The 13,063-nt window shown below is 41.1% G+C and carries 13 protein-coding genes; 1 reads left to right on the top strand and 12 read right to left on the bottom strand.

What is annotated here, in order from left to right:
• Window positions 1-14: 14 nt before the first annotated feature.
• The 12 genes from GM552_RS03175 to secA all read right to left on the bottom strand — a co-directional run bounded on the left by GM552_RS03175 (window position 15) and on the right by secA (window position 11,708).
• Complete coding sequence (locus tag GM552_RS03175) at window positions 15-953, bottom strand: hypothetical protein (protein WP_155565244.1); 939 nt, start codon at window positions 951-953, stop codon at window positions 15-17.
• A 149-nt stretch (window positions 954-1,102) separates the two neighbouring features.
• A complete protein-coding gene (gene pal / locus GM552_RS03170; protein WP_155565243.1) occupies window positions 1,103-1,588 on the bottom strand; it encodes a peptidoglycan-associated lipoprotein Pal in 486 nt (161 codons plus the stop codon).
• Window positions 1,589-1,812: 224 nt separating this feature from the next.
• Window positions 1,813-3,171 (bottom strand): Tol-Pal system beta propeller repeat protein TolB, encoded by a 1,359-nt coding sequence (gene tolB, locus GM552_RS03165; RefSeq protein WP_155565242.1) that lies wholly within the window; start codon window positions 3,169-3,171, stop codon window positions 1,813-1,815.
• 55 nt (window positions 3,172-3,226) lie between these two features.
• A complete protein-coding gene (locus GM552_RS03160) occupies window positions 3,227-4,228 on the bottom strand; it encodes an energy transducer TonB (RefSeq protein WP_370533585.1) in 1,002 nt (333 codons plus the stop codon).
• 25 nt (window positions 4,229-4,253) lie between these two features.
• Window positions 4,254-4,709 (bottom strand): protein TolR, encoded by a 456-nt coding sequence (tolR, locus tag GM552_RS03155; RefSeq protein WP_110438801.1) that lies wholly within the window; start codon window positions 4,707-4,709, stop codon window positions 4,254-4,256.
• Window positions 4,710-4,714: 5 nt separating this feature from the next.
• The gene (tolQ, locus tag GM552_RS03150) at window positions 4,715-5,440 is read right to left on the bottom strand and encodes a protein TolQ (RefSeq protein WP_110439004.1); all 726 of its coding nucleotides are present in this window, start codon (window positions 5,438-5,440) and stop codon (window positions 4,715-4,717) included.
• A gap of 152 nt (window positions 5,441-5,592) precedes the next feature.
• Window positions 5,593-6,057 carry a YbgC/FadM family acyl-CoA thioesterase gene (locus GM552_RS03145; protein WP_196424688.1) on the bottom strand — a complete coding sequence of 155 codons (465 nt, stop codon included), beginning with the start codon at window positions 6,055-6,057 and terminating at the stop codon, window positions 5,593-5,595.
• Window positions 6,058-6,062: 5 nt separating this feature from the next.
• Window positions 6,063-7,121: a Holliday junction branch migration DNA helicase RuvB gene (gene ruvB / locus GM552_RS03140; protein ID WP_155565239.1), complete on the bottom strand. Its 1,059-nt coding sequence runs from the start codon at window positions 7,119-7,121 to the stop codon at window positions 6,063-6,065.
• Window positions 7,118-7,744, bottom strand: a complete 627-nt coding sequence (ruvA, locus tag GM552_RS03135; RefSeq protein ID WP_155565238.1) for a Holliday junction branch migration protein RuvA — start codon at window positions 7,742-7,744, stop codon at window positions 7,118-7,120. The genes ruvB and ruvA overlap by 4 nt, the downstream gene beginning before the upstream one ends.
• Window positions 7,741-8,247: a crossover junction endodeoxyribonuclease RuvC gene (ruvC, locus tag GM552_RS03130; protein WP_198193336.1), complete on the bottom strand. Its 507-nt coding sequence runs from the start codon at window positions 8,245-8,247 to the stop codon at window positions 7,741-7,743. The genes ruvA and ruvC overlap by 4 nt, the downstream gene beginning before the upstream one ends.
• A 5-nt stretch (window positions 8,248-8,252) precedes the next feature.
• The gene (locus GM552_RS03125) at window positions 8,253-9,002 is read right to left on the bottom strand and encodes a YebC/PmpR family DNA-binding transcriptional regulator (RefSeq protein WP_155565237.1); all 750 of its coding nucleotides are present in this window, start codon (window positions 9,000-9,002) and stop codon (window positions 8,253-8,255) included.
• A 63-nt stretch (window positions 9,003-9,065) separates the two neighbouring features.
• Window positions 9,066-11,708, bottom strand: a complete 2,643-nt coding sequence (gene secA, locus GM552_RS03120; protein ID WP_155565236.1) for a preprotein translocase subunit SecA — start codon at window positions 11,706-11,708, stop codon at window positions 9,066-9,068.
• Between the two features lie 286 nt (window positions 11,709-11,994).
• On the opposite strand from secA, the gene GM552_RS03115 reads away from it, so the two are divergent.
• Window positions 11,995-12,945, top strand: coding sequence for a peptidylprolyl isomerase (locus tag GM552_RS03115; RefSeq protein ID WP_155565235.1), 951 nt, complete (start codon window positions 11,995-11,997; stop codon window positions 12,943-12,945).
• Window positions 12,946-13,063 lie beyond the last annotated feature (118 nt).

The following is a 13,063-nucleotide window of genomic DNA, read 5'->3' as shown; positions in this document are numbered from 1 at the left end:
ACAGATTTAACAAATCAGGAACATTTGGCTTTACGACTTAAATTCAAGGCAGAAGATTTCACCTGGGTTGAAACATTTGGATATTTACTATGAAGCAGACTTACAGCCTGACAAGCTTCCTGAACCTTGCCATTTTTTAACATTAAATATCCTACACCCAACAAAGCAGATGGAGCCTTGGGAGATTTAGGAAAATTTTTATAAACAGCATAATAATTTACTGATGAAGCCTTGAAATTTCCTTGTCCAGCCTGAGCCTGAGCCAGCAAATATCGTGCACTAGGGGACTTGGCACCTTCAGGCGTGGATAAAATTTTTTGGGCGATGGATTCTGCGATCTGAAAATTACCATTCAACAATGCCTGTTGACCATCTTTCAAGGTTGAACCTGTTTCAGGTTTTACAGATTTAATTGTTCCTGAATCATCCGAAATTGATGATTTTTTAGAAACCTCACTTTTTGAATCAGTTACCACATCATCTGAAGAACCATCGGAAGCGCCTCCACGACCAGCCGCAAAATTCATATCATCAATTTTCTTATTGACAAGATCGTTTTGAGTTTTCAATTGGTTTGACAAATCATCAATTTCGCCCCTCATAACCCTCTGCTGATCTTCTAGATTGTTTATCCGGCTAACTAAATCGGGAAGTAAACCGTTATTTGTTGATAAACTATCATCCTCATCTTTATCTTTATGCCTTTTTTTACGATAATTATCAGAATCATCATTAAAATTAGTATTCTGTGCCTGAAGCTGGCTGATTTGCGATTTTAATTGTGCGACCTGGTTTTGTAGCGCAATAACCTGACGACTGTTATTTTCCTGGGCATTACCGTAAAAAGGACAAATCATAATTGATAGAAATAAACCTGTTATACTTCCTTTGACCTTTGGATGATCAATTGAAAGTAAATTAGAAATTCTTGAATGTTTTTTCTTCGTTATCATTGCCAAACCCTTTACTATCCTTCATTTGATAATAAATTCAAAAAGCTTTAACCATTTATAAATTACGTTCTTTTACATTACATAACAAAAAGCCGGCATAACGTATATACGTATTACCGGCTTTTATTGAAAAGTTATCGAGCTAGGAATTAACGAACTGAAGTAGTCGCATTACGGTTCTGTGACCATGCTTCTTCGTTGTCACCTTCAGCAATAGGTTTATCCTTACCATATGAGATGGTTGTCATACGATCTGATGCAACGCCCAAGGATACCAAATAATCCCGAGCTGCATTTGCGCGGCGAGACCCTAATGCAATATTATATTCTTCTGTGCCGCGATCATCGCAGTTACCGGCAATCATGACCTGGACATTTGGATATTTTTTCAACCAATCAGCCTGACGATTCAAGGTTGCACGGGCATCATCCGTTAATTTGTTTGAATTGAATTCAAAGAAAACACGATCACCAACATTAGCAACTAAATCAGCTTGGCTTCCAGGAACTGGACCACTCACGCTTGGAGCTTGTGTTCCACCACCATTACCGGTTGTCGCACCTTTATGATCTCCGCCAGAACATGCTGCTAGTAATAACGCAGCACCAAAAGCACTAATAAGCTTTATATTCATTGTATGTATTCCTACAAAACGGCTTTCTATTTTCTCAACTTTTATGTTGGTAAATATTGCCTAAAAAAATCAAAATCAAAATCCAAAAAGTCTTATTTTATGAAAGACATATCAATTTCAATTCTAGTCTTTCATTTATATCTAAACAAGTTAAATACACAAGCGATTTTAGCAAAAATTGAATTTTTTACCGCAATAATTTTATTTTATTTCCAAAATTTATTTTAACTGTTGCCAGAAGACCAAGAAGGATCCATCGCCATCGTTGATGTAGGAATGCTTCTCTCATGAAAACCGGAAACATCAATCATCTTGATGGATGAAGAAAAACCGCTTCCATGCGTACCGGCAGACGATTGGTTACAGAACGCCATAACACGGCCATTTGAACAAAATGTTGGGCTTTCGACAGTGAAACCTTGGGTTAAAATTCTTTCTCCAGTACCATCAGGCGCCATAACACCCAATGAGAATCCACCGCCGCCAATTCTCACAAACGCAATAAGGTCACCTCTTGGTGACCATACGGGGCCTGCATAACTACCGTTTCCATAAGAAATACGTCGGACTCCACCACCATTTGCACTCATTATGTATAATTGCTGTCTTCCACCCCGATCTGAAGAAAAAACAATTTGAGATCCATCAGGACTATAACAAGGGCTCGTATCAATAGCTCCGGAGCTGGTTAATTGACGTTTGCTGCCCGAACCCAGATCAACAGAATAAAGATCAGAACCCCCTCCCCTTGTTACAGACATAATGACAGACCTTCCATCAGGCGAAAAACGCGGTGCAAAAGATATACCCGAAAAATCTCCCAAAATTCTTTGTCTGCCTGATTGAAGATCAAACAAGTAAACTCGAGGACGGTTATTGACATAAGACATAAATGCTATCTGATTAGAAACAGGACTGAATCGGGGCGTCAAGACAAGCCAGCGCCCGCTGGTTAAGATTCGACTGTTAGCACCGTCATAATCCATGATTGCCAGACGTTTTGTGGGATCTGACCGGCGGCCTGTCTGTGCAACATATGCAATTCGTGTATTGAAATATCCCTTATCCCCCAATAAACGCTCATAAATAACGTCCCCTATCATATGGGAAACACGACGAAGATCCTCCCTTATGGCACCTGACCCGGAAATCGAATAGGCTGTTCCCTGAATCTGTTCACCGGTCAACGCATTCCATAGCCGAAATTCAACTCGCCCATTCACCTCTGATCCAGTCACGATAGCCCGAGCCCCCATGGCTTTATAGGCGGCAAAATCAGGTGTAGAGGTTGGTGATGTACTACTAATAACTCGAAATAACCCTGTATTATTTAAGTCATCTGTTAATACCTGAGTTATGGCACCGCCATTCCCAGAACCAAAATCAGGAATAACAATAGGGATAGGCTCGTTTCTTGCCCGATCAACTGTAATTTCATCTGCACCACCGGCTTGCTGCGCAAATGCAGATGATAAAGGTGTTGCCACAATTCCACCTGCTACACATCCATACAAAATTTTTCGGCGAGGAATTAAAACATCCCGTAAAATATCAGCATCATTATCAGAAATTATTGAGCGCATAATCCTATTTTCCCTATTATTGATAATGCATATTAACTTACAAATTTAGACATAATTATGGACGGAATACAAAACGAATCTGACCCGTCTTTCCCAACAGATTTGAAGGTATCGGTAATTTTGAACATACAGGACTTAACACGGCGTCCCTTGCCCGTTCTGCTAATGCCCTATATGTTGAATCAGCATTCATTTTTGCCTGAGTCACTAAATCAAATTTAACTATTCTAGCCTCTCCTGAAGCATCAATTGTTACAATTAAATGTGCCACAAAATTAGCATAATCTTTTGCTGCTGTGTCTTCAACATAACATCGACGAATAGATGCCGCTATTTTCCCCTGCTGACCTGCTGAAAGCCCTCTTGTGATATCACCATTTCTCGCTCCACCACCATTAGGAGCCCCTCCCTGTCTTGGATTTGCTTTGGCTCTGGGAGGATGTGTTTGTTTCTGGTCAGCTTGATAGGCATCCAACGTCGATTCAAGTGAATGTGTATCAGGAATTTCTTTTTTTGCTTTTTCCATTTTTGTCAATCGAGAGAAATTCTGCACCTGAGGTAACGCGGTGGGCATAGGCATTGGTGATGGTGGGGATGGAACATGAGAATTTGAAGAGGATGCCAATGGTGAAACAGTAGGTGGTAACGTTACCTCTGCAGGTGCGGGGGTTTCAATAGCTTTAGGTAAAATTGAATCCTGTTTTTCCATTTTTGCAACCGCATCAGGTGGAGGGGGCATTGGTGGAGGTGGAGGCGGAGGTGGAGGCGTTTCTTCGACAGGTTCAGTTTTAGTAGGTGTTGGCGCAGGTGGAGCATCCAGTTTTTCCAATGCAGGCGCATTCGGGTTCGGGGAATCTTGCTCCGATTTAGCGGGAACTTCTTGTCCTGCATTATCGCTTGTAAATTCAACCTCTACCGGTTTTTCTTCAGGGGGTGGGGGTGGAGGCGCAAAATGAAATAACCATGATAATAGAATCGCCAGAACGATAACCCCAAAATGCGTTCCGATTGATGCCAAAAAAGAGCATCTGAAAATTTTTCTCTCAGAACGGTACATGCCCAGCAAAATACATAATCCTCAATTATGGCGTTTTTGAAGAAGGGTTGGATGTTGTATCAGGCATTTGTGCAAGTAACGCGACATGCGTAAATCCTCCAGCTGTAACACGTCCCATCACTTCCATGACCCTGCCGTAATTGATATGCTGATCTCCCTTAACAAAGATACGATGTTCAGAATCATTCTGAGACATGACTTTCAACTGCTCCACCAATTGATTCATATCTACAACATTGTCTCCCAAATAAACGGATCCATCTTCCCTGACTGTAACAGTAATCGGTTTGGTATCTGCATTTACCGGTTTCGCGGCAGTTTTTGGTAAATCAACATTGATTCCGCTTGTCATCATAGGGGCCGCAACCATGAAAATAATTAACAGAACCAACATGACATCAACCATCGGCGTAACGTTAATATCTGCCTGTGGACGTCTGCCACGCCCCCGTCTGTTTCGACCCTCTAAAGAAAATCCCATTGATTTTATTCCTGATTTTCTTTTGCTTCAGATTGACGAGAAAGAATCGCACTAAATTCAGCCGCAAAACCTTCAAGTCTTTCAGCAAATAAATTAAGCTTGTTATTAACAAAATTATAGGCCACTACAGCGGGAATGGCTGTCAACAAACCCAGTGCCGTCGCGAATAATGCCTCTGAAATACCGGGGGCAACCACTGCCAGACTTGTGTTATTGGATTGTGCGATGGAAGCAAAAGCATGCATGATACCCCACACGGTTCCAAACAATCCGATAAAAGGCGCCACCGGCCCTACTGTTGCCAAAAAGGTCACCCATCTTTCCAGGCGTTCCATTTCACGGGTAATAGTGATTGACATGGCACGATCAATTCGCTGTTTGACTCCCTCACTGCTCATCTCAATTCCATTAATTCTTGCTGATCGTCGCCATTCACCCATACCCGCACTAAACACTGCAGCCATGGGATGGGTTGGTTTCACCCCAATATTTTCATATAATTCATCAAGACTCCCACCTGACCAGAATAAATCCTCGAATTCATCTGCCTGACGTTTAACCTTGCGGAGGGTAAAATATTTATCAAAAATTACAGCCCATACCCAAATACTGGCACAAACTAGGCCGATCATAACAAGTTTAACTACTAGCGCCGCATGAACAAAGAGCGCCCAAGGGGACAAACTGGCCGATGGTGTGGCCAGATTTGCTGCATTAATTGATGGATCCAAAAATGCCTCCTGCACAATTAGTCTCACTCAATTTAATTTTATATATAACTTGAGACTATTTATTATTTTCCAATATCCATTTGATATATTTTTTTTCCAATAAAAACAATCTTGTTTTGATAATGAGTAAAAATTTATTCGAACTGGTTTGCCTATATCATGGCAGCAAAAATTCTTTTCCAATCCGCTGGAAAAGGAGCTGGCATATAGGTTTCCTTCTTCAGACAAACCAGCTGAATTTTTAATTCAGTCACAATTTCTTCATTACGGAAAAAAACTTGTGATAACCAACAACTTGCCCCCAAAGTTGTGATTATATTTGTTTTTACAATAACCAGTTCATCAATATACAAGGGTTTTCGAAATTTAATCTCGGCTTCCCTTACAACCAAAACCAAGCCGAAATCCTTGTACAAATCACTGATTGTTCCACCCAACCGTCGTATACTTTCTGTCCGAGCGCGATCTGCAATTCCGAAATAACGGGCATGATAGACGATACCTGCCGCATCAACATCTTCATAACAAACCCTGAACCGGTAAGTTTTGACTTCCTCTTTCACCAAAGCAGGATTACATATACCTTTGTCAAATGAATTACTAGGGATGATCTCCATAATTTTCATTCCTCCACCACATCGTTATCCAGCAAATCAAATTGTGCATTTAATAATGCTGGGGGTTTCAGATGAAGATGTTGCCAGCCTCTCTCTCCCAATACACGGCCACGACTTGTACGAAGAACCAACCCTTCCTGGATCAGGAAAGGTTCAATAACATCTTCAAGAGTATCCCTTGATTCTGCCAAGGCCGCAGCTAACGTTTCAACACCGACCGGCCCACCCTGATGAAATTCAGCAATACGCAATAAATAGCGACGATCCATTGCATCCAACCCAAGCTGATCAACCTCCAATCTTGATAAGGCTGCATCAGCAATCTCGCGATCAACCGCTTTTTCACTCTTATGCTTGACAAATGCAAAATCACGAACACGACGTAATAACCTGCCCGCTATTCTGGGCGTCCCACGAGATCTTCTGGCAATTTCCGCAGCCCCATCTTCAGTCAATTCAAATCCTAGCTTACAGGCCCCTCTTTCAACAATCAATTTGAGTTCATCTGTTGTATAAAATATCAACCGTAACGGAATGCCAAATCGATCCCGCAAAGGTGTGGCAAGCAAACCTGACCGTGTTGTTGCTGCGACAAGCGTAAAAGGGGGCAAATCTATACGAACCGATCGAGCCGCGGGCCCTTCCCCGATTATTAAATCAAGCTGGAAATCCTCCATTGCCGGATAAAGAATTTCTTCAATTGAAGGATGCAATCGATGAATTTCATCGATAAATAATACATCCCTTGGTTGTAAATTGGTTAAAATTGCCGCCAAATCACCAGCCCTTTGAATTACAGGGCCAGATGTTGCACGAAAACCAACCCCCAACTCCCTGGAAACAATCTGCGCCAAGGTTGTTTTTCCCAGCCCTGGTGGTCCATGTAACAAAACATGATCCAACGCCTCATCTCGCTGTCTTGCCGCCTCTATAAAAATTGAAAGGTTTTCTCGTGATGATTTTTGTCCAATGAATTCAGCCAAAGATTGAGGTCTTAACGCGACCTCCACAGTGTCTTCCTGACGTTTCGTTGCATCTATGGGACGATTTATTTCAGACTTCATCGGGCCAACTCACGTAAAGCTTCTCGAATAATATGATCAAGTTGAAGGGGTTGATTTTTCTCTTTCAAACCTTTAATCACTCGCCCGACGATTGGTTGGGATTCCATTCGACGAAATCCAAGTCCCTCCAGGGCCAGCAACACATCTGCAACAATATTAGTCTCATTATTTTCGGTTATCTGACCTGAAATTGTAATTGAATTAATCACATCTGAACCAGAAGCCACTTTACCATTCAGTTCAGTTAAGATGCGCGTAGCCAATCTTGCCCCTACGCCTGAAGCCCGCATTAAACTTGCCTTGTCAGCTGTCATAATGGCCGAAGTCAATTCATCCGGCGTAAGAACGGATTGAATCGCCAGCGCCATACGAACCCCAACACCTTGTACCGTTGTTAGCAGCCTGAACCATTCCTGTTCCTTTCCATCAGCAAATCCATAAAGTAATATGGCATCCTCTCTGACGATGGTTTCAATCAATACACGGGCAATTTCTGGAGGACGAGGCAATTTTGATAAGGTCCGGCTTGAAACATAGACCACATATCCCACCCCATTCACGTCAATGAGACAACGATCCCCGTCATTTTGGTCAATCAAAAGCCCAGTCAATTGTCCTATCATGCCATTATTGTTCCTTTATTAACACGAATTTGACTTATCCGATGATGGGCATGACAAATCGCTATCGCCAAAGCGTCAGCTGCATCAGCTCTTGGAATTTTGGCTCCCGGCAATAAACGCTGAATCATAACAGATACCTGATCTTTGGTCGCCGCTCCCGTTCCAACCACGGCACGCTTAACTGTTTTAGCACCATATTCATTAACATTAATATATTTTTGCGCGGGCACTAATAATGCCACCCCCCTAGCATATCCCAACTTCAAGGTGGCAGAGCCATTCCGGTTGACATAGGTTTCTTCAACCGCAACCTCTTCAGGTTGATAAAGACCAATCAGTTTTTCCAAACCTGATGCTAATACACAGAGACGTTGAGGAACAAAATGATCACTATTCGTAGACAGGACACCACTTGCCACATAGGTAAGACGGTTGTCACGTGCATCAATTATCCCCCATCCGGTAAACCGTAAACCGGGATCTATCCCAAGAATTCTAACCACAACTCTTAAGCCGATAGCCGTTCAGCAATCTCGTCCGAAAGGTCAAAATTGGCAAAAACATTCTGAACATCATCATGATCTTCCAGAACTTCAATTAATTTTAGCAAGGTGCGAGCATTATCTTCATCTAATGCAACTGTATTGGATGGACGCCATTCAATTTTTGCACTTTCAGGATCTTTAAACCGGGCTTCCAATGCGTCACGGACTGCAAAGAAATTTTCCATCGCACATGTTATTTCATAAACATCATCATTTTCTTCAACATTTTCCGCTTCTGCCTCAATAGCCGCCTCAAATATTGAATCAAAATTTGCAACCGTTTTGGGATAGGTAATAACACCCATACGTTCAAACATGAATGCGACAGAATTCATTTCCCCCAAGGATCCGCCATATTTATTGAATGCGGCCCTAACATCCGAAGCTGTACGATTACGATTATCTGTCAATGCCTCAACGATAATGGCAACTCCGGATGGACCATATCCTTCATAGCGCACTTCTTGATAATTATCTCCATCTGCGCCACCTGCGGCTTTCTTAATCGCACGATCAATATTGTCCTTTGGCATATTGACAGCACGAGCTGCCGCAATGGCTGCACGTAAACGGGGATTGGCGGCTGGATCAGGTAAACCCGATTTTGCTGAAACGGTTATTTCACGAATTATTTTTGAAAATTCTTTTGCCCGACGGGCATCCTGAGCCCCTTTGCGATGCATAATATTTTTAAATTGCGAATGTCCTGCCATTAATTTTTCTCTTAATTCTTACAGTTTGATTTCAATCTTAATCTAATAAACATGTCCCGATTTTTAAACAAACCGACCATGACAATGTTTAAATTTTTTGCCTGAACCACATGGACATGGTGCATTTCTGGGCGTATCTGCCCACTCTTTTGGTGCATCAGATAATGTCTGAGGGGTTTCCCCCTCTATAAGATCCGAAGAAGAATTTTCCCCTTCATCATCAGAGACGTTGACTTCAACCTTGGCCAAAAGTGAGGTAATCCGTTCACGAAGCTCATCCAGCATATAATTGAAAAGAACAAAAGCTTCCTTCTTATATTCATTAAGCGGATCTTTCTGACCATAGGCGCGCAGTCCAATACCCTGACGCATTTGATCTAATCGCAACAAATGTTCTTTCCACACAGCATCAAGCGTTGTTAGCAAAACTTGCTTTTCAACATATCGCATAATTGAAACACCATAATTCGCGACCTTGGTGGCCATCATTTCATTAGCGGTTTTCGTAATGCGCTCTTCAAGTATATCAATTGAAATATCTTTCTCTTCAGACCATTCCTTAATCGGTAGATCAAGATTGAATATCCGTTTTACATCCGCGGTTAATCCGTTAATATGCCATTGTTCTGCAAAGGATTTTTCAGGTATGTATTTTTCGATCAACATATTGATCACATCATGTCTTATAGACGCAATCACTTCTGAAACATCTTCCAGAGCCATATATTCCCGACGCTGAGAATATACCTCCTTACGTTGATCATTGATGACATCATCATATTTCAAAGTGTTTTTACGCATATCGAAATTGCGCGCCTCAACTTTTTTCTGGGCTTTTTCAAGTGCCTTGTTGATCCAGGGGTGAACAATGGCCTCCCCTTTTTTCAAGCCCATTTTTTGAAGCATACCACCCATGCGTTCGGAACCAAATATCCGCATCAAGTCATCCTCGAGGGATAAAAAGAAACGTGAATTTCCCGGATCTCCCTGACGCCCCGAACGTCCTCGCAACTGGTTGTCAATTCGACGACTTTCATGACGTTCCGTACCAATTACAAACAGTCCGCCGCTCTCTTTAACCAGTTCATGATCTTTTTGAACTTTTTCTTTAAGGGCCGTTTCTTGTTTCAAGCGTTCATCTTCATTCTCGATATGGGAAAGCTGCTGATGGATAAGCATATCCACATTCCCACCCAATTTAATGTCAGTACCACGACCCGCCATATTCGTGGCAATTGTAATGGCTCCCGGAACTCCAGCTTGAGCAATTATCTGAGCTTCTTTTTCATGAAAACGCGCATTCAATACATTATGCTTTATGCCCTTTTTATTCAACAAATTTGAAAGATGTTCACTTTTCTCAATCGATGTTGTTCCAACCAAGATAGGCTGTTTCTTTTTATGTACCTCTTCGATAAGCTGGCTAACCGCATCATATTTTTCAGCCGCGGTCAGATAGATTTCATCATGTTCATCCTTACGCTGAACTTTAAGATTGGTTGGAATTGACACAACGTCCAGTTTATAAATCTCGGCAAATTCATCGGCTTCTGTCATTGCCGTTCCCGTCATACCGGCGAGTTTCGGATAAAGACGAAAATAATTTTGAAAAGTGATTGAAGCTAGAGTCTGGTTTTCCTGCTGTATTTCCACATGTTCCTTGGCTTCAAGTGCTTGATGCAATCCATCGGAATATCGACGTCCATCCATCATACGTCCAGTAAATTCATCAATTAGAATGACCTTATTGTTACGGACGATATAATCCACATCCCTGGCAAACAAGGTATGCGCCCGTAATGCCTGCTGCATATGATGCACCAACGCGATATTATGAGTGTCATACAGCCCTCCCTCTTTCAATACACCCTTTTCACGCATTAACTGCTCTATATGTTCGGTTCCCAATTCTGTTGGAATGACATTACGGAATTTTTCATCTTTTTCATAATTGGCAGGATCTTTGACTATCTCTTTTATAATTTCATTAACGGAACGATATAGATCTGAACTGTCATCCGCAACCCCCGAAATAATCAATGGAGTACGAGCCTCATCTATCAAGATCGAATCAACTTCATCCACAATGGCGTAATTAAACGGACGCTGAACCATTTCATCAAGACTGTATTTCATATTGTCACGAAGATAGTCGAAGCCGAATTCATTATTTGTCCCATATGTAATATCGGCGGCATAAGCAGCCTTTCGTTCAATATCACTCAAATCCGCGATAATCGTTCCGACATTCATGCCAAGAAAACTATAGAGCCGGCCCATTTCAGCAGCATCACGTGAGGCAAGATAATCATTCACCGTTACAACATGCACCCCTTTTCCCGATAGTGCATTCAGATATACGGCCAAGGTTGCCACCAATGTTTTACCTTCACCTGTACGCATTTCGGCAACCTTACCATCATGAAGAACCATTCCCCCGATCAGCTGGACATCGAAATGACGCATTCCCAAAACCCTTTTCGAAGCTTCTCTGACTACAGCAAACGCTTCTGGCAATAAATTGTCCAGTGTTTCTCCATCAGCTAACCTTTGACGAAATTCAACCGTTTTATTAGCCAATGCAACATCATCCAGAGCCTGTATTTCAGGTTCCAATTGATTGATTTCAGGTAGTCGCTTTTGATAAGCTTTTAATGAACGCTCATTAGAGGTGCCGAAAAAGACACGGGCAAATTTTGCAAACATCAATGTTTTCCAAATAACGCTTTGTAATCCTGCCTGTCATTACAAAGGGCTAGTTATAAATAAATTAGAACACAATTCAATCCAGACAGAAAAATACATATAGAAATAAGTTCATCGGTATTATAACCAACTTTACTTACACCATAAATATCATTTTAAAATTTTAAAAGTGGTTTAACTTTTTTCAAGAAAGGAACTTTATTAAAATAATGGGACAATTTCACCTTTCCATGATATAAACATATTCAAAATTATCTTTAATCCTCTCAATAAATAAAGGTACTATATGTCTTTTTACAACAAATCATTCAAATTTGCAGCAACCCTTCTTTTTTCCTCAAGCCTTTTGACAACAGCAGTTATTGCCGCTGAACCTGCTGTCACATCTACCCCGTCAGCACCTGCCGCTCAAAATCAGTCAAGTCCTAGCAAAATAGATGAAAATACTGTTTTGGCAACTGTTAATGATAAAAATATTACGTATCATGATGTCCAAAACATGCGCAAGATGTTGCCCGATCAATATAAAAGTCTGCCTGCACCTGTTTTGACAACAATAATCCTTCAGCAATTAATTGTTCAAAATGCAGTGCTACAAGTTGCTGAAAAACAGAATTTACAGAATTCCCCTGAGGTCAAGCAACAAATTGAATTCATGCAAAAGGATATCCTGTTTTCGACATTCCAAAAATCTGAATTGGAAAAGAATTTAAAACAAAATCCAATTGACGATAAAGCCATTCAAACTTTTTACGATCAGCATTTCGCCAACGCAGCCCCTGTTAAAGAGGCGCATATATGTCATATTCTTGTAAAAACACAACCGGAAGCTGTAAAAATCATCAGTCAACTTCATGCAGGCAAAAATTTCGCTAATCTTGCCAAACAATATTCAACCGATAAAGAGAGCGGTAGCGAAAATGGCGGTGATTTGGGATGGGTCAAACAAAATGACCCTCTTGCACCGGAATTCATCAATGCAGCCTTTGCACTGAAAGCAAATACAATTACAACCGCTCCGGTGAAAACCCAATTTGGTTGGCATGTCATCAAGGTTCTTGGTTATAGAAACGCTCCGGTACCACCATTGGATAAGGTAAAAGATGAAATTCGCAAAAACCTGTATCAACAAAGAATGAAAACCATTATTGAAAATGTAATTAAACAAAGTAAAATTACCAAAAATGATGAAGCCATTCATTCTTTAACACAAATGCCTGCCACACAAAAAAAATAACTCTGACAGAACGAATCATTAAAAATTTTTATAAAAGGGAAAATAAATTTTCCCTTTTATAAATTCAGAATGTTTATTGATTAATATCCCTAAAGAATTTAGTTCAAAAAACATATCA

Source organism: Commensalibacter sp. ESL0382 (assembly GCF_009725775.1).
GTDB lineage: Bacteria > Pseudomonadota > Alphaproteobacteria > Acetobacterales > Acetobacteraceae > Commensalibacter > Commensalibacter melissae.
The sequence above is the reverse complement of the archived record's forward strand: the minus strand, read 5'-3'. Positions and strand labels throughout refer to the sequence as shown.

Excerpts from the sequence above, each read along its gene's own strand:
- GM552_RS03125 (WP_155565237.1), bottom strand. The coding sequence starts at position 9,002 with ATGGCAGGACATTCGCAATTTAAAAATATTATGCATCGCAAAGGGGCT.
- tolB (WP_155565242.1), bottom strand. The coding sequence starts at position 3,171 with ATGCGCTCAATAATTTCTGATAATGATGCTGATATTTTACGGGATGTT.
- ruvB (WP_155565239.1), bottom strand. The coding sequence starts at position 7,121 with ATGAAGTCTGAAATAAATCGTCCCATAGATGCAACGAAACGTCAGGAA.
- GM552_RS03145 (WP_196424688.1), bottom strand. The coding sequence starts at position 6,057 with ATGGAGATCATCCCTAGTAATTCATTTGACAAAGGTATATGTAATCCT.
- pal (WP_155565243.1), bottom strand. The coding sequence starts at position 1,588 with ATGAATATAAAGCTTATTAGTGCTTTTGGTGCTGCGTTATTACTAGCA.
- GM552_RS03175 (WP_155565244.1), bottom strand. The coding sequence starts at position 953 with ATGATAACGAAGAAAAAACATTCAAGAATTTCTAATTTACTTTCAATT.
- ruvA (WP_155565238.1), bottom strand. The coding sequence starts at position 7,744 with ATGATAGGACAATTGACTGGGCTTTTGATTGACCAAAATGACGGGGAT.
- secA (WP_155565236.1), bottom strand. The coding sequence starts at position 11,708 with ATGTTTGCAAAATTTGCCCGTGTCTTTTTCGGCACCTCTAATGAGCGT.
- tolR (WP_110438801.1), bottom strand. The coding sequence starts at position 4,709 with ATGGGATTTTCTTTAGAGGGTCGAAACAGACGGGGGCGTGGCAGACGT.
- GM552_RS03160 (WP_370533585.1), bottom strand. The coding sequence starts at position 4,228 with ATGTACCGTTCTGAGAGAAAAATTTTCAGATGCTCTTTTTTGGCATCA.
- GM552_RS03115 (WP_155565235.1), top strand. The coding sequence starts at position 11,995 with ATGTCTTTTTACAACAAATCATTCAAATTTGCAGCAACCCTTCTTTTT.